The 21,792-nt window shown below is 74.8% G+C and carries 16 protein-coding genes; 5 read left to right on the top strand and 11 right to left on the bottom strand.

The window, feature by feature from the left end; all coding sequences use genetic code 11:
* Window positions 1-62: 62 nt before the first annotated feature.
* Window positions 63-2,255 carry a fructose-specific PTS transporter subunit EIIC gene (locus LIX60_RS19410; protein WP_227959606.1) on the top strand — a complete coding sequence of 731 codons (2,193 nt, stop codon included), beginning with the start codon at window positions 63-65 and terminating at the stop codon, window positions 2,253-2,255.
* 171 nt (window positions 2,256-2,426) lie between these two features.
* On the opposite strand, the gene LIX60_RS19405 is transcribed toward LIX60_RS19410, so the two are convergent.
* The 6 genes from LIX60_RS19405 to LIX60_RS19380 all read right to left on the bottom strand — a co-directional run bounded on the left by LIX60_RS19405 (window position 2,427) and on the right by LIX60_RS19380 (window position 8,598).
* Entirely contained in the window at window positions 2,427-3,350 is a 924-nt protein-coding gene (locus LIX60_RS19405) for a cation diffusion facilitator family transporter (protein WP_308101609.1), read from the bottom strand.
* 87 nt (window positions 3,351-3,437) lie between these two features.
* On the bottom strand, window positions 3,438-4,634 hold the full coding sequence (gene manA / locus LIX60_RS19400) for a mannose-6-phosphate isomerase, class I (protein ID WP_227959605.1): 1,197 nt from the start codon (window positions 4,632-4,634) through the stop codon (window positions 3,438-3,440).
* A 150-nt stretch (window positions 4,635-4,784) separates the two neighbouring features.
* Window positions 4,785-5,972 carry an SIS domain-containing protein gene (locus LIX60_RS19395; RefSeq protein ID WP_227959604.1) on the bottom strand — a complete coding sequence of 396 codons (1,188 nt, stop codon included), beginning with the start codon at window positions 5,970-5,972 and terminating at the stop codon, window positions 4,785-4,787.
* A gap of 268 nt (window positions 5,973-6,240) precedes the next feature.
* Complete coding sequence (locus tag LIX60_RS19390; protein ID WP_227959603.1) at window positions 6,241-6,471, bottom strand: Trm112 family protein; 231 nt, start codon at window positions 6,469-6,471, stop codon at window positions 6,241-6,243.
* A gap of 167 nt (window positions 6,472-6,638) precedes the next feature.
* Window positions 6,639-7,997, bottom strand: coding sequence for a phosphomannomutase/phosphoglucomutase (locus LIX60_RS19385; protein WP_227959602.1), 1,359 nt, complete (start codon window positions 7,995-7,997; stop codon window positions 6,639-6,641).
* A gap of 151 nt (window positions 7,998-8,148) precedes the next feature.
* Window positions 8,149-8,598 (bottom strand): DUF3499 domain-containing protein, encoded by a 450-nt coding sequence (locus LIX60_RS19380; protein WP_227959601.1) that lies wholly within the window; start codon window positions 8,596-8,598, stop codon window positions 8,149-8,151.
* A gap of 270 nt (window positions 8,599-8,868) precedes the next feature.
* Here LIX60_RS19380 and LIX60_RS19375 point away from each other — a divergent pair, with 270 nt between their 5' ends.
* A complete protein-coding gene (locus LIX60_RS19375; protein WP_227959600.1) occupies window positions 8,869-9,333 on the top strand; it encodes a metallopeptidase family protein in 465 nt (154 codons plus the stop codon).
* 86 nt (window positions 9,334-9,419) lie between these two features.
* Here LIX60_RS19375 and LIX60_RS19370 read toward each other — a convergent pair whose 3' ends face one another.
* From LIX60_RS19370 to LIX60_RS19360, 3 genes are all read right to left on the bottom strand, one after another.
* Complete coding sequence (locus tag LIX60_RS19370) at window positions 9,420-10,985, bottom strand: DUF5719 family protein (protein WP_227959599.1); 1,566 nt, start codon at window positions 10,983-10,985, stop codon at window positions 9,420-9,422.
* On the bottom strand, window positions 10,982-14,971 hold the full coding sequence (locus LIX60_RS19365) for a glycosyltransferase family 2 protein (RefSeq protein WP_227959598.1): 3,990 nt from the start codon (window positions 14,969-14,971) through the stop codon (window positions 10,982-10,984). Before LIX60_RS19365 ends, LIX60_RS19370 begins: the two co-directional genes overlap by 4 nt.
* 271 nt (window positions 14,972-15,242) lie before the next feature.
* Complete coding sequence (locus LIX60_RS19360) at window positions 15,243-15,506, bottom strand: WhiB family transcriptional regulator (protein WP_004952403.1); 264 nt, start codon at window positions 15,504-15,506, stop codon at window positions 15,243-15,245.
* 791 nt (window positions 15,507-16,297) lie between these two features.
* Here LIX60_RS19360 and LIX60_RS19355 point away from each other — a divergent pair.
* The 3 genes from LIX60_RS19355 (at window position 16,298) to LIX60_RS19345 (ending at window position 19,288) form a co-directional block, all read left to right on the top strand.
* Window positions 16,298-16,807 carry a cysteine dioxygenase family protein gene (locus LIX60_RS19355; protein ID WP_227959597.1) on the top strand — a complete coding sequence of 170 codons (510 nt, stop codon included), beginning with the start codon at window positions 16,298-16,300 and terminating at the stop codon, window positions 16,805-16,807.
* Window positions 16,808-16,925: 118 nt separating this feature from the next.
* Window positions 16,926-17,927 carry a 2-phospho-L-lactate transferase gene (cofD, locus tag LIX60_RS19350; RefSeq protein ID WP_227959596.1) on the top strand — a complete coding sequence of 334 codons (1,002 nt, stop codon included), beginning with the start codon at window positions 16,926-16,928 and terminating at the stop codon, window positions 17,925-17,927.
* Window positions 17,924-19,288: a coenzyme F420-0:L-glutamate ligase gene (locus LIX60_RS19345; RefSeq protein ID WP_227959595.1), complete on the top strand. Its 1,365-nt coding sequence runs from the start codon at window positions 17,924-17,926 to the stop codon at window positions 19,286-19,288. Before cofD ends, LIX60_RS19345 begins: the two co-directional genes overlap by 4 nt.
* A 139-nt stretch (window positions 19,289-19,427) precedes the next feature.
* Here LIX60_RS19345 and LIX60_RS19340 read toward each other — a convergent pair whose 3' ends face one another.
* Window positions 19,428-20,393 carry a DNA-3-methyladenine glycosylase gene (locus LIX60_RS19340; protein ID WP_374117883.1) on the bottom strand — a complete coding sequence of 322 codons (966 nt, stop codon included), beginning with the start codon at window positions 20,391-20,393 and terminating at the stop codon, window positions 19,428-19,430.
* Between the two features lie 312 nt (window positions 20,394-20,705).
* Window positions 20,706-21,788 carry an NDP-sugar synthase gene (locus LIX60_RS19335; RefSeq protein ID WP_227959594.1) on the bottom strand — a complete coding sequence of 361 codons (1,083 nt, stop codon included), beginning with the start codon at window positions 21,786-21,788 and terminating at the stop codon, window positions 20,706-20,708.
* Between the last annotated feature and the right edge of the window lie 4 nt (window positions 21,789-21,792).

Below are 21,792 nucleotides of genomic sequence, written 5' to 3'. Positions count from 1 at the left end.
GGCAGGAGGCCCGGAGGACGCGCCCCGCACGGCGCGTGCCCGCACGGCGGTAAGGAGATCCAGTGTCCAGTCCGGCTGTTCCCCCCACCGAGAAGCGAACGGAGGACCGGCGGTTGAAGCTGCTCGCGGTGACCGCCTGTCCCGCCGGTATAGCCCACACCTATATGGCGGCCGAGAAGCTCAGCCGGGCCGCGGAGGCGCTCGGCCACAGCATGAAGGTGGAGACCCAGGGCTCGATCGGAGCCGAGAACGTCCTCACCGACGACGACGTGAAAGAGGCGGACGGCGTCATCGTGGCCGCCGACAAGGAGGTCGACCGGAGCCGCTTCGCGGGCAAGCGGGTGCTGGTCGTCGGTGTCGCGGAGGGGATCCGCCATCCCGAGGAACTGATCGAACGGGTACGGACCGCCCCGGTGGTGCCCGGCGGGGACGGCGGCGGACCGGAGGACGCCGGAGCGGCCGCGGGCGGCGCGGGCGGCGCGGGCGGCAGGGATCGCGGGGTCACCTACAAGGCGCTGATGAACGGCGTCTCGTACATGATCCCGTTTGTCGTGGTGGGCGGTCTGCTGATCGCGCTCTCGCTGGCGCTCGGCGGCTCGCCGCAGGCCGACGGCGGTCTGGTCATCCCGGACGACTCGTTCTGGAAGCCGGTCAACGACATCGGCGTGATCGGGTTCACGCTGATGATCCCGATCCTCTCCGGCTACATCGCCTATGCCATCGGCGACCGGCCGGCGCTCGTGCCGGGCATGATCGGCGGCTGGATCGCGAACACCGGCGCGTTGTACGACTCCGAGTCGGGGGCCGGTTTCATCGGGGCGATCGTCACCGGTTTCCTCGCCGGGTACCTGGTGCGGTGGATCAAGAAGCTTCCGGTGCCGAAGTTCGCCCGGCCCATCATGCCGATCATCGTCATCCCGGTGGTCGCCACCACGGTGCTGGGGCTGTTCTTCATCCATGTGATCGGCCGGCCGATCTCCTGGGTGTTCGAGCATCTGACCGACTGGCTGAGCGGTCTCACCGGGAGCAGCGCCGCGCTGCTGGGCATCCTTCTCGGACTGATGATCGCTTTCGACATGGGCGGCCCGGTCAACAAGACCGCCTTCCTGTTCGGGGCCGGGCTGGTGTCGAAGAACCCGGAGATCATGGGGATGTGCGCGGCGGCCATTCCGGTGCCGCCGCTGGGCCAGGGCCTGGCCACTCTGATCCGGCGCCGGTTCTACGACGAGCAGGAGCGGGAAACCGGCCTCGCGGCCCTGTTCATGGGCTTCTTCGGCATCACCGAGGGTGCGATCCCGTTCGCGGCGGCCCGCCCGGCCCGGGTGATCCCCGCGAACATGGCCGGCGGCGCCGTGGCCGGCGCCGTCGCCGGGCTCGCGGCGGTGACGGACAGCGTGCCGCACGGCGGCCCGATCGTGGCGGTGCTGGGCGCCGTGGGCGGTGTGGGGATGTTCTTCCTCGCGGTCCTGCTCGGCACCGTGGTGACGGCGGCGGTCACCGTCGGCCTGATGTCGGTGGGCGGCCGTGGCGGGGCGGTCCCGGGCCGGGCGCTGGCGGCGGCCGGTGCGGGCGGCGCTGCCGGGACGAACACGGGGACGAACACGGGAGTGAGTGCCGGAGCACCGTCCCGTTCCGGGGCGGGGGCCGGGGAGCCGGCCCGGACCGGCGGGGCTCCCCGGGTGGCCGCGCTCCCGCGTCAGACGGGGAGCGCGGAGCCGGACGAGTCCGCCGAGCCGGGCGCCGGGGAGCCCGGAGAGCCGTCCGGACCCGGTGAGGGGGCCGCCTCCCCCGGTGGCCGCCGGGTGCTGTCCGGCCATCTCGACGCCCGGACCGTACGCGAGTGGATCACCGCCGACGGCAAGGAGGCGGCGATCCGGGAGCTGACCGGGCTGCTGGCGGCGTCCGGCCGGGTGGCCGACGAGGAGGCACTGACCGCGGCCGTGCTGGCCCGCGAGGCGCAGGGCGGCACCGGGCTCGGCGAGGGGATAGCCGTGCCGCACGCCAAAACGGACGCGGTGACCGCACCGGTGGTGGCTTTCACGCGGTCGGCGGACGGCGTCGACTGGGGGGCGCCGGACGGCACCGGGGCCCGGCTGATCTTCATGATCGCCGTACCGGAGGCGGCGGCCGGGGACGAGCATCTGCGGATCCTCGCCCTGCTGTCCCGCAAGCTGATGGACCCGGGGTTCCGGGAGCGGCTGCTGGAGGCCTCCGGCCCCGGGGAGATCCTGCGGGTGCTGGCCGAGGTCGGCTGACCGGCAGCCCTTCCGCACGCGTCCGGCGGCCCGGGTGCCGGGGCGGAGGGGAGAGCGCAGGGGGACGGCGACGGCCCCGCGGATGGTCCGCGGGGCCGTCGCCGTGCTGGTGCCGTACCGGCGTGGGGTGCCGTACCGCCGTGCTGGTGCCGTACCGGCGTGCCCGCCGGGCTACTTGACGGCCGGGGCCCGGTAGATGTCCGGCTCCAGGTAGATCACGCGGGCGATGGGCACGGCCTCGCGGACGCGCGCCTCCGCGGCGTCGATGGCCGCGGCGATCTCCTGGGCGGTGTCGTCCCGCCCGACCGCGACCTTGGCGGCGACCAGCAGCTCGTCCGGGCCCAGGTGCAGGGTGCGCATGTGAATGACGCCGGTGACGGTCTCGCCGTCGACCAGGGCCTTGCTGATCCTCTCGACCGCGTCCGTGCCCGCGGCCTCGCCGAGCAGCAGGGACTTGGTCTCCACCGCCAGCACGATGGCGATCAGGATCAGCAGCACGCCGATGCAGAGGGTGCCGATGCCGTCCCAGACGCCCTCGCCGGTGGCGAGGGCCATGCCGACACCGCCCAGGGCGAGTATCAGGCCGACGAGCGCACCCAGGTCCTCCAGCAGCACGACCGGCAGCTCCGGGGCCTTGGCGTGGCGGACGAACTGGGTCCAGGACTGCTCACCCCGGATCGCGTTGGACTCCTTGATGGCGGTCCGGAACGAGAACACCTCGGCGATGATCGCGAAGACCAGGACGCCGACGGGCCAGTACCAGTGGTCCAGCTCGTGCGGGTGCTTGATCTTCTCGTAGCCCTCGTAGAGCGCGAACATGCCGCCGACCGTGAAGAGCACGATGGAGACGAGGAAGGCGTAGATGTACCGCTCGCGGCCGTAGCCGAAGGGGTGCTGCGGGGTCGCCTCGCGCTGGGCCCTCTTCCCGCCGACCAGCAGGAGTCCCTGGTTGCCGGAGTCGGCCAGCGAGTGCACGCTCTCCGCGAGCATCGACGAGGAACCGCTGAAGATGAAGGCCACGAACTTGGCCACCGCGATGGCCAGATTCGCGGCCAGCGCGGCCACGATCGCCTTGGTTCCGCCTGACGCACTCATGGGTGCTGTGTGTCCTTCCCTCGTGGCGCGGCACGGGCGCCGCGGTACGGCCGCACATTGTTGCAGTCCCGGAGAGCCCCGGCGGCGTCAGGGCGCCACGGTCGCCCGGAAGACGGTTCCGGCACCGGAGAGTTCGGCGGACTCACCCGCCGCCGCGTACGCGGAGTCGCCGGGCCGGAGCTCCAGGCGGCGGCCGTTATCAGCGGTGAGCAGCACCGACCCGGCCGTGCAGAGGAGGATCTGCGGCCCGCCGGAGGGGAGTTGGCGGGGCGCCCCGCCCTCGGCGCGGGCGAAGCGGGAGAGCCGGAACTCCTCGGCCGGGGTCTCGTAGGTCTCCTCGCCGTTCACCGCCTCGGGGCGGAGGATGCCGGGGGCCGTGGCCTCGAAGCGGGTGACGCGGAGGAGTTCCGGCACGTCGATGTGTTTGGGGGTGAGACCGCAGCGCAGGACGTTGTCGGAGTTGGCCATCACCTCCACGCCGAACCCCTGGAGGTAGGCGTGCGGCACCCCGGCACCGAGGTAGAGCGCCTCACCGGGCTGGAGCCGCACGTGGTTGAGCAGCATGGCGGCGATGACGCCGGGGTCGCCGGGGTGGTGCCGGGCGATGGAGGCGTGGGCAGCGTAGGTCTCGCGGTGCGGGCCCGGGCTCTGGGCGAGCCGTTCGGCGGCCCTCCCGGCCTGGCGGGCGGTCTCGGCCATCTCCTCGCGGTCCGCGGTGAGGACGGCGGTGAGAACCTCGCGGAGGGCGCCGCTCTCCGGCTCGGCGCGCAGGATGTCCCCGTACGGCTTGAGGGAGTCCACGCCGAGGCCGTCGAGCAGCGCGGCGGTCGCGGCGGCCGGGCGGAAGCCGCACAGGCCCTCGAACGGCGAGAGGGCGCAGATCAGTTCGGGCTTGTGGTTGGCGTCCTTGTAGTTGCGGTGCGGGGCGTCCACCGGGACGCCGCGGCTCTCCTCCCCGGCGAAGCCCGCCGCCGCCTGTGCGCGGTCGGGATGCACCTGGAGGGAGAGCGGTGAGGCCGCCGCGAGCAGCTTGAGCAGGAACGGCAGGCGCGGGCCGAAGCGTTCGGCCACCTGTTCGCCCAGCTCGCCGGCCGGGTCGGCGTCGATCACCTCGGAGAGCGGTACGGGGCCGGCACCGCGGTCCAGCCGGGACGGGGCTCCGGGGTGGGCGCCCATCCAGAGTTCGGCCTGCGGCTCACCGGTCGGTTCGGTGCCGAGCAGTTCCGGGATGGCGGTGGTGGAGCCCCAGGCGTAGGGGCGCACGGTGTTGACGAGGCGGTCCATGGCTCGGTGCTTTCTGCGGGATGCGTACGGGGGTCGCGTACGGGCCGGCCGGCCCGTGGCGGCGTCGGGCCGCGTACGGGCCGGCGGGTTCCGGCGGCGGGTCTCAGGGGCGCCGGGAGCGTGCGGGGTCTTCCGCGCGCTCCCGGCCTCTCATGATCGGTCCCCGGATGCGAGCGCCAGGTAAACGGAGGCGAAATCCGTGATGGCGAGGAGCTCCGCGGCCGCCTCCAGCGCGCTGCCCTCGGAGGGTTCGAGTTCGCTGACGGGGCTCTCGTGGGCCAGGGCGAACTCGCGGGCGGCGGGGGTCGGCGAGCCGGCCGTCAGTCCCTGTTCGCGGAGGAGCACCACGCGCGCGTGGAGCGCGGCGGGGTCCTCCACGCGGTCCCGGAAGAAGTCGTCGGGGTCGGCGCCCGCGGCGAAGGCGCCGGAGAGCAGCGCGGCGTGCTCGGTGAGGGCCTCGGGCAGGGCCGCGGCGAGCGCGGGACGCCCCGCGACGGCCGCGAGCGAGCGGGCGAAGTGGCGGCCGGCGGCACCGGCCACGGGTCCGTCGCTCCACAGCAGCGGCAGGGATTCGGCCAGTTCGGCGGCGAGGGTCTTGGCCGGGTTGCTGTACGTGGCGACGGCGGGGCCGCAGCGTTCGGCGGTCCGGTCGAGCCGGTCGGCGACGAGCTGGACGGTGGCGGGGGGCGCCGGGTGGAAGCCGGTCCGGTCGAGCAGGACGAGCAGCGGGACCAGGAGCGCCCACACCGTCCCGGGCCGCTCCCCGGACACCTCGCCGGCCGGTGCCCGGCGGGCGGGCCAGGCGCTGCTGTCGTCCGCGTCCCCGGGCAGCGGGGTCTCGTTCACCGGTGCGGTGAGCGGCACCGCCAGGCCGTGCCGTCCGCCGACGTCGCCGGTGAGGGGGGCGTCGGCCGGGCAGACCGAGACGACGGAGCACCCACGCCGGTACGCCTGTTCGACCAGGGCGGACAGGCCCGGTTCGGTGCCGTCGGTCGTGAGGACGATCAGCAGGTCCAGCGGACCGGCCCAGCCGGGGAGGGTCCAGCGCAGCGCGCCGGGGGCGGCCAGGGCACCGGCCGGGTGGATCGGGTGGACGAGGGTGTTGCCGCCGCTGAGCGCGGCCAGCAGGTCGGCGACGCAGGCGGTGGCCGGTCCGAAGCCGGCGATCAGCAGGCTCCGCGGCCGCCCGTCGGGCTTGAGGTCGGCCAGTCCGGTCTCCAGGGCGCCCCGGGCGGCGGTGCGGACCCGGGCGCCGGAACCGGCGGCGCCGCGCAGCAGGCCCCGGGTGTCGGCGCGGGCGAGTGCCTCGGGTGCGTCGAGAAGCGACTCGTCGAGCATCTGGTGGAGCCTCCGATCGCCGTGCGGCGGGCCTGCCGTGCTCGGGGGAGTACGCCGGCCCGGTCCGGCCGGTCCGTCCGGACCGGCGGGTCCGAGCCTAGAGCCTGTCCGGCCGTTCCCGCCGGGTCCGCGGGGCCCCGGCACCGCGTCCGGCCGCGTGGCCGGGCACGCCCCGCACGTCCCGTGGGCGGGCGCCCCCGCTGACTTCACCGCCTGCGACACACGGCACCGGACACCGCGTCATGCCGGCACGCACGCCGGACGGAACCTAGGCGGGGCGGCGGGCCTCGTCGACGAGGAGCACGGGGATGCCGTCCCGGACCGGGTAGGCCAGCCCGCAGCCGGTGCAGACCAGTTCGGTGGTGCCTACCTCGCCGCCGGACGTCTCGCCGGACGTCTCGCCGGACGGGCCGGTGCTCGCGCCGCCGGACTCCTCGCGGAGCGGGGCGTGGCAGGCCGGGCAGGCGAGGATGGCGAGAAGACCGGCTTCGAGCGGCATGGGACGTCCCTTTCGGTGGGCTCTCCCGTCCGGCGGGGCGGTGGGAGAGGGCGTTCGGCCTCGTCAGCGTACCGCCGGGCCGCACACCGCGAGGCGTGCGGCCCGGCCCGGTCCGTGGGCGGCCGCCGGGCCGCCGGGCCGGAGAGGACCGGCAGCCGAGGGGCCGCTCAGGCGCGGACGATGGCCAGGACCTCGTCGCGGATCTTGTCGGCGGTGGCCCGGTCGCGTGCCTCGACGTTGAGGCGCAGCAGCGGCTCGGTGTTCGAGGCGCGCAGGTTGAACCACCAGTCGGCGGTGGTGACCGTCAGGCCGTCGAGTTCGTCCAGTTCGGTGCCGGGGCGGCCGGCGTAGGCGGCCCTGACGGCGGCGGCGCGGCCGGCCTGGTCCTCGACGCGGCTGTTGATCTCCCCGGAGGCGGCGTACCGGTCGTACTGCGCCACCAGCTCCGACAGCGTGCCGGGCTGGCCGCCGAGCGCGGCGAGGACGTGGAGCGCGGCGAGCATGCCGGTGTCCGCGTTCCAGAAGTCGCGGAAGTAGTAGTGCGCGGAGTGCTCGCCGCCGAAGATGGCGCCGGTGCGGGCCATCTCCCCCTTGATGAAGGAGTGCCCGACGCGGGTGCGCACGGGGATGCCACCGTTCTCCTTGACCACCTCGGGGACGGACCAGGAGGTGATGCAGTTGTGGATGACGGTTCCGCCGCCGTGCTTGGCGAGTTCGCGGGCGGCGACGAGGGCCGTGACGGCGGACGGCGAGACGGGTTCGCCGCGCTCGTCGACCACGAAGCAGCGGTCGGCGTCGCCGTCGAAGGCCAGGCCGATGTCGGCGCCGAGCTCCCGGACCCTCGCCTGGAGATCGACGATGTTCTCCGGCGCTAGGGGGTTGGCCTCGTGGTTGGGGAAGGTGCCGTCCAGTTCGAAGTACATCGGGACCAGTTCGACGGGCAGGCCGTCGAGGACGGTGGGCACGGTGTGGCCGCCCATGCCGTTGCCGGCGTCCACGACGACCTTCAGCGGGCGGATGCCCGTGAGGTCGACCAGGCCGCGCAGGCAGGCGGCGTAGTCGGCGAGGACGTCCCGCTGCGTGATGGTGCCCGGGGTCCCGGCGGGGGCGGGGGCGCCGCTCTCGCTCCACTCCTCGACGAGGGCGCGGATCTCCGCGAGGCCGGTGTCCTGGCCGACGGGGGTGGCACCGGCCCGGCACATCTTGATGCCGTTGTACTGGGCCGGGTTGTGGCTGGCGGTGAACATCGCGCCGGGCAGGTTGAGCCGGCCGCTGGCGAAGTACAGCTGGTCGGTCGAGCACAGGCCGATCTCGGTGACGTCCGCGCCGAGGGCGGCGGCTCCGCGGCCGAACGCCCGTGAGAGGCCGGGGGACGAGGGCCGCATGTCATGTCCGACGACAATGGCCTCCGCCCCGGTCACCCGGGCGAAGGCCGCGCCGAAGAGCTCCGCGAGCGGTTCGTCCCACTGGTCCGGGACCACACCGCGCACGTCGTACGCCTTCACGATCTGCGACAAGTCGGGCACTGCCCACCCCTTCCGGGAGTCCTATCGGAACGACAAACCTACCCGGATCGGCGCCGGACGCGGCAGGCGGCCCGGGGTCCGGACGGTACACGTGCGGAAACGGGCCCGGGGGCGGGGCGGCGCACCGGGGGGGGGGGCGGCGGGGTCCGGCTCAGGGCTCGGGCGAGCGCAGGACCCGCAGGTGCCCGCGGCGGGCGACCTCTCTCGGGTCGGCCTCGCGGCCGCCGGGTCCGCCCGCGCCGCCCTGCGCCCCGGCGGCGCGCTCCTGCGGGCGGGCGGCTTCACGGACGGCGTTGGCGAGGGCTTCGAGATCGTCGCTGCTGGGCCGGGCCGGGCCGGTGTCGACGGCGAGCCGGACGACCTCCCAGCCGCGCGGCGCGGTGAGCCGCTCGGAGTGCTCGGCGCAGAGGTCGTAGCAGTGCGGCTCGGCGTAGGTGGCGAGTGGCCCGAGAACGGCGGTCGAGTCCGCGTAGACGTACGTCAGCGTCGCGACGGCGGGACGACCGCACGCGGTGCGCGAACATCGGCGTACAGGGCTCACGAGGTTGGACGGTACCGCACTCTTGAGCGGGCCGCGACGACTCTCCCCGAGCCCGTCCACCGTGTCGCGCCCCTGGGGACAAGGGTGTTGACCTGCGGGCGCGAGGTCTGACCTGCGGCCGGCACCCGGCGGAGCGGGGCCTTGCGAGCGGGGTGGCACGGCGGCTCGTCCCGCTTGACGGCACTTCGCCCGGAATCGTTTCACCACATCGTTTCACCACGGAGGGCGGAGCCGCTGTCCGGATGATCCGGGTCATGCCGGTTCGTGATCCGTGCGGGCCCCGCTCGTCCATCTCTCGGGGCGGCGGGGCGGCGGCTACTCTCGGAGGTGATGAGCAGCTCCGTACCACCCCGCCCCTCCGAGCCCCGTCCGCGGCGCCGGGACCGCCACGGACGCGGTATGCGCGGACCGATCGCGCCGCCGCAGGTGCCGCTCGCCCTGAGCCGCGCCGCGGCCTTCACCGATCTGGTGCACGACTCGGTGGAGCGGCTCGAACGGCACTGGCCGCAGCTCTCCGAGGTGGAGTTCGCCGTTCTGGACGTCCCGTCCTTCGGTGAGAGCGGCGAGGACCGCGCCGAGGGCTGGGAGGACGAGGGGACGGTGCCGCTGGGCCGGGTGACCTCCGCCCGGGGGGACGGGCCGGCCAGGATCGTCGTCTACCGGCGCCCGGTGGAGATCCGCACGAAGAACCGCGACGAGCGGGCCCTGCTGGTGCACGAGATCGTGGTCGAGCAGGTGGCCGAACTGCTGGGGCTGGCACCGGAGTCGGTGGATCCGCGGTACGGGCAGGACTGAGACCGGGCCGGGGCCGGACGCGCCCGGCCCGGGCCCTCAGCTAACTCCCGCTTGCTCCACCTGCTTCCATCTGCTCCCGCCTGCTCTCAGCGCATCAGCAGGGACAGGTCCTCGGCGGCCTCGGGAACGACGACCGTGCCCCGGTCGTCGGGAACCGGCTGGACGGTGAACATCGGCACCCCGCCCTTGGGCCGTTCGAGCGTCCGGGAGGCGTACACGGGCCCGCCGGACAGTGCCTCGACGGTCAGCGCGTGGGTGCCCTTGCCGCCCGAGGGGACGGGGGGCTCCGGCACGCTGAGCGTCGTACCGGCCTTGACCGTGTACTCCTTGCTCACCGGCTTGCCGCCCCCGCTGCCCGCCGAGGCGGTGACCTTGACCCTGGCGGCCTTCCCGGGCGCGACGAGGGAGAGGACGGACCCCTTGGCGCGGTTGTCGGCCGCGGTACCGCGCGCCTCGATCCGCGCGGTGGCCGGAATGAACGCCATCTCCCGGTCTCCGCCCTTGCCGCGGACGACACGCAGGGCGACCGCGTACGGGGCGGTGTCGCCGCCGTCCGCCGGGGACAGCACCAGGGAGCCGGGCTCGCCCTTGGTGATGTCGTCCAGGTCCACGGACGTCACCATGCCGCGCTTGAGGGTCAGGGTCTCGTGCCCGGCGGGGGTGAACGAGCCGGTCGGTCCGGCGAGTTCCACCTTCAGATCGGCGTCGCGGTCGCCGGTCGCCACCGCCACCAGCCGCACGGAGACCGCGTCCTCCGGGATACCGGGGAGCACGGCGCTGCCGGCCGCCACCGTCGAGGGCGGCAGCCAGTCGCTGCCCGTCCCGCTGTCCGTGGCGCGGACAGCGGCGCCGACGCGGCCGGAACGGGCGACGACGTGCACGGCGACGTCGTCGGCCTTCTCGGAGGTGAGCGTGGACAGCAGGACGGAGGTGGCGGAGCGGGGCGGGACGGTGATGCCCTCACCCGTCTCGGTCTCGATCCGGCCCTTCCTGCCGTACAGCTCCAGATCGACGACGGCGGCGGCGTCATCGGGATTGGTCAGCTCGACATAGTCCTGGCGGCTCTTGGCGGTGCTCGTGCCCGGGAACCAGAAGTCGGTGTCGGGGGCGGTGCAGGAGACGCCGAGGAGGCCGCGTCCCTCACCGGAGCCGATCACGGTCGTCTGCTGGGCGGTCCAGCCGGGGGCGAGGGCGCCGTCGGCGGTACCGATGAGGGCGGGCGCGCCGGCCCCGGAGACGGAGGCGACCGCGGGGGCGCCCGGCTTCTTCAGGGGGGCGACGGGGTCGGGGCCGGCCTTCTCGCCACCGTTCTCGTCCTCGGCTGCCTCTTCGTCCTGGTCTTTCTCGCCGTCCTCGCCGTCCTTGCCGTCCTTGCCGCCGCCGGTCTCCGCCTCCTCCTCGGCGGGCAGGAGTCCGGCCGTGCCCTTGGAGCCGGCGGCCCCGTCCTCGGGCGTGAAGGAGGTGTAGCCGGTCTCGGCCAGCTCCGACAGGGACGGCTCCGGGCAGAGCAGCTCGGAGCGCTCCACGGGCAGCCGTTCGGCCTCGGCCGCCGGTCGATCCGGTGTCCCGCCGGGTGCGGCCAGGGCCGCCACCCCGGTGACCGCGGCGAGGGCCGTGGTGGCGGCGAGCAGGGAGAGGGTGGTGCGGTTCACTGCTGATCGCTCCCGTCGCGGCGGGGGGCGGGCTCGCCGTCCTCCCCGTGGACCGTCTCACTCCGGGCGGGATCGCCGCCGGCGTAGGGCTGGGCCGGGTAGCCGTACGGGCCGGGCTGCTGACCGTCGTACGGCTGCTGACCGTCGTACTGCTGCCCGTCGTACTGCTGCTGCGGGTCGTACTGCTGCCGGCCGTCGCCGTACGGGGCGGCCTGGTAGGGGTCCGGCTGGTACGGACCGGTGTACTGGCCGGCGCCGTACTGCTGGTACTGCCCGTCGCCATAGCCCTGGTACTGCTGTTCCCCCTGGCCCTGGTACGGCTCGCCCCCGTACTGCTCCCCCGGGTACGGCTGTCCGCCGCCGGGGGCGTAGCTCTGCTGGTCCCAGGTGCCGTAGGGCTGCTGCGGGACCTGCTGCGGCACGCCCTCCGCGTACGGCCCGGCCGGTGCCCCGGAGGCATCCGCCCCCTGCGCCGCCCGGTCCGCGGACTCGGCCGCCTGGGAGGCGCGGAAGGCGTCGAACGCCTCGAACGGGTCGTCCTCGGCCGCGGCGGCCGGTGCGGTCCCGGCCGGCACGGGCTGCTCCGGCGCGCTCTCCGGCTCCGTGCCCTGCGCCGCGGCCTCGGCCTCCGCGGCCGCCCGCAGCCTGCGGGCCCGGCGGCCCTCGCCGTCCACGGGCTGCGCGGGCACGGCCGGCTCCGGTGCGGTCTCGGGCAGGTCGTCGTCGACCTCGCGGCGCCGGCCGGGCAGGGCGAGCACCACCAGGACGACGGCCAGCAGCCCTTGTGCCCCGAGCCACAGGGTGTGGCTCAGCGGCGACTCGTACGTCAGGTCGAGGCGGCCGCCGTTCGCGGGCAGTTCGAAGCCCTGGGCCCACTCGTCCACCGTGGTCGGGGTCAGCGGCTTGCCGTCGAGCGTGGCGGTCCAGCCGGGGGCGGCCCGGTCGGCGACGCGCAGCACGCGGCCCTCCGGCCCGGCGGGGAGTGAGGTGTGGGCCTCGACGGGCCCGGCGGCGACCGGGACCGGCCCGGCGTCCTCCGCCGCTCCCCCGCCCCCGTCGGGGTTCCCGACGACGGTGACGCGGGCGACGCGCCGGTCGAGCCGCCAGAGGGAACTGCCGTCCTCCTGGCTGAGCCGGGTCAGTCCGGGGGTGGTGTCCAGCACCCGGCCCATCTCGCGGGGGGCCCCGTCGCGGACGAGGATGTAGCGCACCGCGTAGCCGCCGAGCTGGTCGGTCTGGTCGGCGCCGGAGCCCGCGACGAGGTTGGCGACGATGCCGTCCAGCCGGATGTCCCCGCCGCTCGCCGCGGCGAGGTCGGCGTCGCCCAGCCGGGCGCCCGAACCGCGCACCAGGGTGTACGAGACCCGGCCCGGCTCGCCGCCGAGCACGAGGGTGCGCGCCTGGTCCTGGGTGCGGCTCTCCTCGGCGACGAACGGCGGCACCTGCACGGGGTCGCGCCGTTCGACCGGGCCGGCCGCCCCGCCGTACATCCAGGCGACGGCGGAGAGCAGCGGGCCGGCGGCGGCCGCCAGGGCGATCAGCGCCGCGGCCGGCTGCCGCCAGCCGAAGCTCTGCGCGGCCACGCGTTCGCGCGCGTTCTCCGCCCCGACGGCGGCGGCGGACAGCAGTGCGATGCCGTAGACGAGGGTGGCGGGCCCGGCCCAGGCGGAGCCGTTGGACAGCGCGGCCAGGAGCAGAGCGGCGACCGCCACGGCCCAGGCGGTGCGGACCGCGCGCTGCCGGTCGCCGCGGAGCAGGGCGGCCAGGGCCGCGAGCACCACACCGGCGAGGAGGAACCCGCCCGCCGCCTTCGGCCCGCCGGGGCTGACCATCAGCAGGTCCAGCGCGGTGGCGGAGCCGGTGCCGTACTCCAGTCCGACCTCGCGGAGGAAGCCGGACGGCGAGGTCAGCAGCGACAGCGACCAGGGAGCGAGGACCACCAGCGGAGTGACGAGCACCAGGGCGAGACGGATCCCGTACGCGGCCGTACCGCCCTGGTGGCGCACGGTGCGCGTCACCAGCAGCGCGATGCCCAGCAGCAGGGTGAGCGGCCAGACGACAGGGGTGAAGGCCGTGGTGAAGGTGAGCAGCAGCGTGTAGGCCCAGACGGCGCGCCAGCTCGGGCGGGCGCCCGGAGCCGCGTCCCCGTCACGCTCGCCGTCGTCGCTGTCGCGGCCCGACGGCAGGGCCGCCCCGGCGGCGGCGACGGCCGCACGGGCCATCAGCGGCAGCAGTACCGCGAGCACCGCGGTGCCCAGCCGGCCGCCCGCCAGCGCGCCGGTCGCGGCGGGCAGGAAGGCGTACGCCACAGCCGCCCAGGCGCGCAGCAGGCGCGACTCGACCAGCGGACGGGAGGCGAAGTAGGCGCTCAGCCCGGCCAGCGGCACCGAGCAGACGAGGAGCAGGGTCAGGGCCGCGCCGGTGCTGCCGAGCAGCAGGGTGGACAGGGCGGCGATGACGGCCAGGTAGGGCGGTGCCGCCTCGGTGCCGCCGGTGCCGACGGGCTGCCAGGCGGACAGATAGCGGTCCCAGAGGCCGGAGGCGTCCGCGGGGGCGGGCAGCAGGGCCCCTCCGGCGAGCGTGCCGGAGCCGAGCAGTCCGCGGCAGGCGACGAGGGAGACCACCAGCAGCAGGAGGAAGAGGACGGGCCCGGGCTTGCGCGCGACGCGCTTCAGCCGGGCGAACTGTTCGATCTCCAGGAAGTCGGCGTCGTCACCGCCCGGTCCGGACTCGACGGCGCCGTGCCGGCCGCCGGAGGCGAGCTCGGGCTCCGAGCGGCCGCTGAAGTTGCCGACGACCGCCTCGGCCGTCGCCCGCACCGTCGCACCGGGCGGCGGGAACAGCGGCCGCAGCTCGGCCGGTTCGACCGCCGGGCGGCCGCGCCGGCGCCGCCCCGCGAGGATCCGCCCCGGCCGCAGCAGCACGCCGAGGAGGCCCGCGATCTCGTCCAGCGCCTGGCCGGGCACCTTGCCGACCAGATAGGCCAGGGTGCGCAGCACGGTGCCGAGCACCAGGCGCAGCAGGACGTACGGCAGCGCGGCGCCGCGGGAGTTGACGAGCATCGTGTAGACCGCGCCGGCCTTGTCGACACGGTGCGGGTTGGCCGCCGAGCGGCCGGCGCAGTCGATGGGCCGCCGTTCGCGCGCGGCGGCCTCCGCGTGCCGGAGGACGGCCTCGGGGGCGACGAGGACCTGGTGGCCCGCGGCCTGGGCGCGCCAGCACAGGTCGACGTCGTCGCGCATCAGGGGGAGCCGCCGGTCGAAGCCGCCGAGTTCGTCCCAGACGTCGCGCCGGATCAGCATGCCAGCGGTGGAGACCGACAGCACCGGCCGCACCTGGTCGTGCTGGCCCTGGTCCTGCTCGCGGCGGTCGAGGCCGGTCCAGCGGCGGCCGCTGCGGGCGATGCTGACGCCCGCCTCCAGGAGCTGCCGGCGGTCGTACCAGCCGCGCAGCTTGGGGCCGACGATCGCGGTGGACGGGGAGGAGTCGGCCACCCGCAGCAGCTCGCCCAGGGCGTCCGGCTCGGGAGCACAGTCGTCGTGCAGCAGCCAGAGCCACTGGACGGGCTCGCCGTGCGGCAGTTCGGGCATGTCGTAGGCGTCGTCGCGCCAGGTGCGGGTCTCCGGGTCCCAGCCGCTGGGGCGCTTCAGATACGGCAGGTCGTCGGGGGTGAGCACACCGGCCGTGCGGACGGCCTCGTCGACGGCCGTGCCGAAGCCGGACCGGCGCGCGAGGTGCAGCACCCGCTCGGCCCCGAGGGAGTCGGTGAGCAGCGCCGCGGACTCGTCGGCGCTGCCGGTGTCGGCGGCGATGACGTTCTGGACGGGGCGTTCCTGGCCGACCAGTCCGGCGAGCGCCTGTGGCAGCCAGCGGGCACCGTCGTGGGAGACCAGTACGGCGGTGACGACATGCCGCGGGTATTCGGGGGCGGCGGCTCCGGAGGGGGCTGCCGGCCGGCTGTGCGCCGAGTGGCTGTGCACGGACATCGAGGTACGGGCCCCGGTTCGCTGGACTGCGGTGGACGCACGCGCTCGCGAGGAGGCGGGTGAGTCTCGGACGGCCCCCCACACTAACGGCTCGGAGCGGGGCGCCGGTCCGGCCGTCCGCACAGCGATCCGCCTCCCACGCGGCTGCGGGGGAGGCGGGATGAGGAATGTTCACGTATGCGCGGTCCGCGTATGTGACGTCGCGGTATGTGCGGTATGGGTATGTGCGGTACGCGCGGGCGCCGGGGAAATCCGCGGTAGGGCCCGGCGGTCAAACGGCGGCCTTCTTCAGCCGGCGGCGCTCGCGCTCGGAGAGCCCGCCCCAGATGCCGAAGCGCTCGTCATTGGCGAGGGCGTATTCGAGGCACTCGGAGCGCACCTCGCAGGCCAGGCAGACCTTCTTCGCCTCACGGGTGGAACCGCCCTTTTCCGGGAAGAAAGACTCGGGATCGGTCTGGGCGCACAGTGCGCGCTCCTGCCATCCGAGCTCCTCATCCGCCTCCTCGACCAGCAATTGCTGGAACAGCTCGGTCATGTGCGCCCCTGTCTGTCTTTGCGTCCCCGTGATGCTGCCGTTATCGATAACGGCCGAACGACACGAGTGAAATTACAAGTGTGCCGATCCGGGCCAGTCAAGCCGAGATCTGCTATTGGGCCCCTTATTCACTCTGGGGAACCAAGGCTTTGCGGAAAGTGTTCAAATCGTCCTAAAGCATGACAGTTCGCCGCGCCCGCACGTGATCACCCCCTCCGCAGAAGAGACGCCGGCACCCGCCGTCCCGTTGCCCATCCGGCTCCGCGGGACGGAGCTGATCACAGTCGGATCACAGAAACACAGCGGCGGCACCCCGGCGACTGCTGCGCCGTGTGTCCCCGAATCGGGGTGCACAAACCTTTCACCGCGCCGAGTCGCCGGAAGGGGTGAACCCTCGCCTCCGCAGCGGGCCCCAGGTTGACAAGGAAGGAGCGCACCGGGTCTTCTGGGTGCCATGCCAGTGACGCTCGCGCCCTCCCGGACCCGCTCCCGCCTCTCGTGCGGTGTCGCGCTCCGCTGTGCCCCGGGCGCCCGTCGCTGCTGTTGTCGCTGTTCCGGCTGTTGATCGCCACCGCGTTCCGGCTGTTGATTCCCACCGCGCGTCACCGCCGCGGAACAACCCCGCCGCTCGCTCCCGCCGTTCCCCCCGGCCGGTCCTGACCACCGGCCACCCGGGCCACCGGCGGAAGCCGCCGACCGGCAGGGCCGATCCTCACCGTGACCCGCCCTCACCGCTGATCACCCCTGCCCCAGCCCGTCAGCTCTCCTTACGCCGAGGAACCCGACACCCCATGAACAGCGACGTCCAGATCGCCGGCGACCCGCTCGCCATCCCCCACCTCCTGCCGCCCGCGCCCGCGCACCCCGCCACGGTCGCCGAGTTCGCCGGACTCGCCCGCGCCGTCGCCGACGACCACGCCTCCTGGGCACCGCTCGTCCGGTACGACCCCACGAGCCGCTGGTACCACCGGCTGCGTACCGGCCCCGGATACGAGGTCTGGCTGCTGAGCTGGCTCCCCGGACAGGGCAGCGGCGCACACGGCCACGGGCCCTCCTCCGGTGTGCTGACCGTGCTCCGGGGCGAGCTGACCGAACGCTCGGGCAGCGCGCCGCGCGTGCTCGGGTCCGGGGCACAGCGTGTCTTCGCCCCCGGGTACGTCCACGAGGTGGTCAACGACGCCCTCGTCCCGGCCGTCAGCCTGCACGTCTACTTCCCGGGACTGACCGAGATGCCGATGCACGACGCCGGCACCGTCCGCGCCGGGACCCGGGCCTGCCTCGGCACGACGGTGGCCGGCTGACAGACTGTCCCACCCGTCACCCACCACCACCCTCAGCGGAAGCCTTCGGCTGACAGACTGTCCCACCCGTCACCCACCACCGCCCTCAACGGAAGCCTTCGGCTGACAGACTGTCCTCATGCGCATTGTGGTTCTGGCCGGGGGTATCGGTGGCGCCCGCTTTCTCCGTGGTCTCAAAGCGGCAAGTCCCGACTCCGACATCACCGTCATCGGTAACACCGGTGACGACATCCATCTGTTCGGGCTGAAGGTCTGCCCGGACCTCGACACCGTGATGTACACGCTCGGCGGCGGCATCCACGAGGAGCAGGGGTGGGGCCGGGCCGACGAGACCTTCTCCGTCAAGGAGGAGCTCGCGGCGTACGGCGTGGGGCCCGACTGGTTCGGGCTCGGCGACCGGGACTTCGCGACGCACATCGTCCGCACCCAGATGATCGCCGCGGGCTATCCGCTCAGCGCCGTCACCGAAGCGCTGTGCGCCCGCTGGAAGCCCGGGGTGCGGCTGCTGCCCATGACCGACGACCGCGTCGAGACCCATGTGCTGATCGACGACCCCGACGCCGGAGCAGGCGGGACGGCCGGGGACGGGGCCGCCGCCCGGGGCGGGCGCAAGGCCGTGCACTTCCAGGAGTACTGGGTGCGGCACCGGGCGGCCATGCCCGCGCACGCCGTCGTGCCCGTCGGCGCCGAGCAGGCCAAGCCGGCGCCCGGCGTCCTGGACGCCATCGCCGCGGCCGACCTCGTGCTCTTCCCGCCGTCCAACCCGGTGGTCAGCATCGGCACGATCCTCGCCGTCCCGGGCATCCGCGAGGCCATCGCCGACGCGGGCGTGCCGGTCGTCGGCCTCTCCCCCGTCATCGGCGGTGCGCCGGTGCGCGGCATGGCCGACAAGGTGCTCGCCGCGGTGGGCGTCGAGTCCACGGCGGCCGCCGTGGCGCAGCACTACGGCTCCGGCCTGCTCGACGGCTGGCTCGTCGACACCGCCGACGCGGACGCCGTCGAGGCCGTGGAGGCGGCCGGTATCCGCTGCCGCGCCGTGCCGCTGCTGATGACCGACGGCGAGAGCACCGCGGCCATGGCGCGTGAGGCGCTCTCCCTGGCCGGGGAGGTGCAGGGATGAGCGGTGCCGCGGCCGTCCCCTCCTGCCCCTCCTACCGGGTCTGGGCGCTGCCCGGGATACCGGAGGTGCGCACCGGGGACGATCTCGTCAAGCTGATCGCCGACGCCGCCACCGCGCCCGGGATGCCGGGGCTCGCGCACGGTGACGTCCTGCTGGTGACCTCGAAGATCGTCAGCAAGGCGGAGGGCCGGGTCAGCGAGGCCGCGGACCGCGAGGCCGCCATCGACGCGGAGACCGTACGGGTGGTGGCCCGCCGGGGGCCGCTGCGGATCACCGAGACCCGGCACGGTCTGGTCATGGCCGCGGCCGGCGTCGACGCCTCGAACACCCCTTCCGGCACCGTGCTGTTGCTGCCCGTGGATCCGGACGCCTCGGCACGCGCGATCCGGGACGGGCTGCGGGAGGCCCTCGGTGTGGACGTCGGCGTGCTGGTCACCGACACCTTCGGCCGGCCCTGGCGGACCGGTCTCACGGATGTCGCCATCGGGGCCGCCGGGGTCCGGGTCCTCGACGATCTGCGGGGCGGGGAGGACGCGCACGGCAACCGGCTCAGCGCGACCGTCACCGCGACCGCCGACGAACTGGCCGCCGCCGGGGACCTGGTGAAGGGCAAGGCGGGCGGGCTGCCCGTCGCCGTCGTCCGCGGGCTGCCGCATGTGCTGACGGACGGCGCGGGCGGGGCGGGCGGGGCGGCGGAGCCGGAACGGGGCGCGCGGGAACTCGTGCGCGATCCCGCCGACGACATGTTCCGGCTGGGCACCTCCGAGGCCGTACGGGAGGCGGTGACGCTGCGGCGCACCGTCCGCGACTTCACGGCCGAACCGGTGGACGGGGCCGCGGTGCGCCGGGCGGTGGCGGCGGCCGTGACGGCGCCCGCACCCCACCACACGACGCCGTGGCGGTTCGTGCTGCTGGAGTCGGAGAGCGCGCGCGTCGAACTGCTGGACGCCATGCGCGAAGCCTGGATCGCCGACCTGCGCGGAGACGGCTTCCCGGAGGAGAGCATCGCCCGGCGGATCCGGCGGGGCGATGTGCTGCGCCGGGCGCCGTATCTGGTGGTGCCGTGCCTGGTGATGGACGGCTCGCACACCTATCCGGACGAACGGCGGAACACGGCGGAGCGGGAGATGTTCGTCGTCGCGGCCGGGGCCGGGGTGCAGAACTTCCTGGTGGCGCTGGCCGGGGAACGGCTCGGCTCGGCCTGGGTCTCGTCCACGATGTTCTGCCGGGACGTCGTCCGGGACGTGCTCGGGCTGCCCGCGGACTGGGATCCGATGGGCGCGGTGGCGGTCGGCCACCCGGCGGCCCCGCCCCGCGAGCGGCCCGCGCGGGACGCCGGGGCGTTCGTCGAGGTGCGCTGACGGGGCGCCGGGCCCGATGCCCGCGTGCGGGGCCGCGGTGCCGTGGCGGGGGCCGGTGGCATGACGGGTCCGGCCGTACGGCGCGGCCCGCGTGGGGCGCGGTGAGTCGTGGGCGCGGTGAGTCGTGTACCGGCGCGGCTCAGAGCCGGCGGATGTCGCCGACCGGGAAACGGGGGGCGCGCCGCGGCGGCACGCGCCCCGACAGCAGGATCAGCCGGCAGGCCCGGTGGCGCTGTCCGGCGTACGGGGCGAGGAGCTCCAGCATCCGGGCGTCGTCGGTGCCGCGGGCGCCGGTGAGCGCGTAGCCCACGATCCCCGGCAGGTGCAGATCGCCGACCGTGACCGCGTCCGCCGCGCCGTTGCTGCGCTGGAGGACCTCGGCGGCCGTCCAGGGGCCGATACCGGGGATGAGCTGGAGCCGCGCGGAGGCCGCGGCGAGATCCATGGCGGTCGCCTCCTCCAGCCGGCGGGCGACGCGGGCGGCCCGTACGATCGCCGCCGAGCGCTTGCCGTCGACACCCGCCGCGTGCCACTCCCAGGAGGGCAGCATCACCCAGCCGCGGGGGTCGGGCATGACCCGCATGTGCCCGGCGCCGGGGGCCGGTTCGCCGTGCCGCCGCAGCAGGATCCGCCAGGCGCGGTACGCCTCGTCGGAGGTGACCTTCTGTTCGAGAACGGACGGGATCAGGGATTCGAGGACGAGCCCGGTGCGGGCGAGCCGGAGGCCGGGGTGGCGGCGGTGCGCCTCGTACACCGGGCGGTGGCGGGGGGTGAACCGCTCCGGCTCGTCCTCCGCGCCGCAGAGGGCCGGCACGCCGTCGAGCAGCCATGCGGCTCCGGGGCCCCAGGCGTGCGCCTCGACCTCGCCCGTGCGGAGCCGCGCGAGCCGCAGGGTGCCCGGACCGAGGGGCGTGCGGCTGGCCCGCCACACGGACCCGTCGGGTTCGGTGCGGAAGGCGGGGTCGCCCGGGCCGCGGCGCAGCACGCCCACGGTGCGGGCGAGGTCGAGCGGCCACGGCGGTGTCCAGCGCCGGCCGCGGGCGCCGGCGGTGCGGGCTGCGCCGCGTTCCGGGCTGTCCGGCGCCGCGGAGGGGCTGGGGCTCACGACGGTCGTCCTCGGGGCGGAAGTGGGTCCCCATGAGGGTAAGCGCACCCCCGGACCGTCCTCGCCGCCGGTCCCGGGCCCCGGTCTCCGGGCGGCCGTGCGCCGGGGAGCGGGCCGGGCGGGGCCGCGGGCCGGGAGCGGCCACGGGCTGGGAGCGGCCGGGCCCCGTCCCCGGTCGTCGCCCTCTTGGCCGTCGCCCCCTGGTCGCCAAGAGGTCCGGCGGCCCTCTCCTCCGGTGCGCTGTCCGGGAGTTCGGGCTCCCGGCCGGGGAGCACGGCCACCGGGCCGGCGAGGACGGCTACTGATCGACGGCTACTGATCGGAGGAGAAGCGGATCCCGGCCTCGGGGATGCGGGCGCCGCACCAGACGCGGACGCCCTCGCGGAGTTCGTTGTCGGCGCCCACCGTCGCGCCGTCGCCGATGACCGCCCCGTGCAGCACGGTACGGGCGCCGATGACGGCCCCGGCGCCGATCAGGGAGTCGGTGATCCGGGCCCCGTCGCCGATGACCGCGCCGTCCAGGACGGTGCTGCCGTCGACGCTCGCCCCGGCGCCGACCCGGGCGCCCGCGCCGATGACGGTGCCGCCGGTGAGCTTGGCGTCCGGGGCCACGTCGGCCCCGTCCAGCACCAGCCGGTCGCCGCAGCCGCCGGGCACGGCCGGGGAGGGCGCGCGGCCGAGCACGAGGTCGGCGGAGCCGCGGACGAAGGCCTGCGGGGTGCCCAGGTCGAGCCAGTAGGTGGAGTCGACCATGCCGTGCAGATGGGCGCCGGCTTCGAGCAGGCCGGGGAAGGTCTCGCGTTCGACGGAGACGGGACGGCCCTCGGGTATCGAGTCGATCACGGAGCGGTCGAACACATAGGCGCCCGCGTTGATCTGGTCGGTGACGATCTCCTCGGGCGTCTGCGGCTTCTCCAGGAACGCCGTCACCCGTCCGCTGCCGTCGGTGGGGACGAGGCCGAAGGCCCGCGGGTCCTCGACCCGGGTGAGGTGGAGCGAGACATCCGCGCCCGAGGTGGTGTGGGTCTCCACCAGGGCGCGGATGTCGAGGCCGGTGAGGATGTCGCCGTTGAAGATGAGCACCGGCTCGTCCGGCCCCGAACGGAGGCGCGGGGCGACATTGCGTATCGCGCCTCCGGTGCCCAGGGGTTCGGTCTCGGTGACGTACTCCAGGTGGAGGCCGAAGTCCGAGCCGTCACCGAAGTACGGCTCGAACACCTCGGCCAGATAGGACGTGGCGAGCACGACGTGCTCGACGCCGGCCGCGCGGGCCCTGGCGAGCTGGTGGCTGAGGAACGGGACGCCGGCCGCCGGGATCATGGGCTTCGGCGTGTGCACCGTCAGCGGGCGCAGCCGGGTGCCCTTGCCACCGACCAGGAGGATCGCTTCAGTCACCTTT

This window comes from Streptomyces sp. S07_1.15 (genome assembly GCF_020739505.1).
In the GTDB taxonomy this organism is placed as follows: domain Bacteria; phylum Actinomycetota; class Actinomycetes; order Streptomycetales; family Streptomycetaceae; genus Streptomyces; species Streptomyces xinghaiensis.
Note: the sequence above shows the minus strand (reverse complement) of the source record. Positions and strands in the feature narration are given on the sequence as shown.

Coding starts and splice junctions, on each gene's coding strand:
- LIX60_RS19395 (WP_227959604.1), bottom strand. CDS start 5,972: ATGCTCGACGAGTCGCTTCTCGACGCACCCGAGGCACTCGCCCGCGCC.
- LIX60_RS19355 (WP_227959597.1), top strand. CDS start 16,298: ATGAACAGCGACGTCCAGATCGCCGGCGACCCGCTCGCCATCCCCCAC.
- LIX60_RS19365 (WP_227959598.1), bottom strand. CDS start 14,971: ATGTCCGTGCACAGCCACTCGGCGCACAGCCGGCCGGCAGCCCCCTCC.
- manA (WP_227959605.1), bottom strand. CDS start 4,634: ATGGACCGCCTCGTCAACACCGTGCGCCCCTACGCCTGGGGCTCCACC.
- cofD (WP_227959596.1), top strand. CDS start 16,926: ATGCGCATTGTGGTTCTGGCCGGGGGTATCGGTGGCGCCCGCTTTCTC.
- LIX60_RS19375 (WP_227959600.1), top strand. CDS start 8,869: ATGAGCAGCTCCGTACCACCCCGCCCCTCCGAGCCCCGTCCGCGGCGC.
- LIX60_RS19345 (WP_227959595.1), top strand. CDS start 17,924: ATGAGCGGTGCCGCGGCCGTCCCCTCCTGCCCCTCCTACCGGGTCTGG.
- LIX60_RS19390 (WP_227959603.1), bottom strand. CDS start 6,471: ATGCCGCTCGAAGCCGGTCTTCTCGCCATCCTCGCCTGCCCGGCCTGC.
- LIX60_RS19360 (WP_004952403.1), bottom strand. CDS start 15,506: ATGACCGAGCTGTTCCAGCAATTGCTGGTCGAGGAGGCGGATGAGGAG.
- LIX60_RS19405 (WP_308101609.1), bottom strand. CDS start 3,350: ATGAGTGCGTCAGGCGGAACCAAGGCGATCGTGGCCGCGCTGGCCGCG.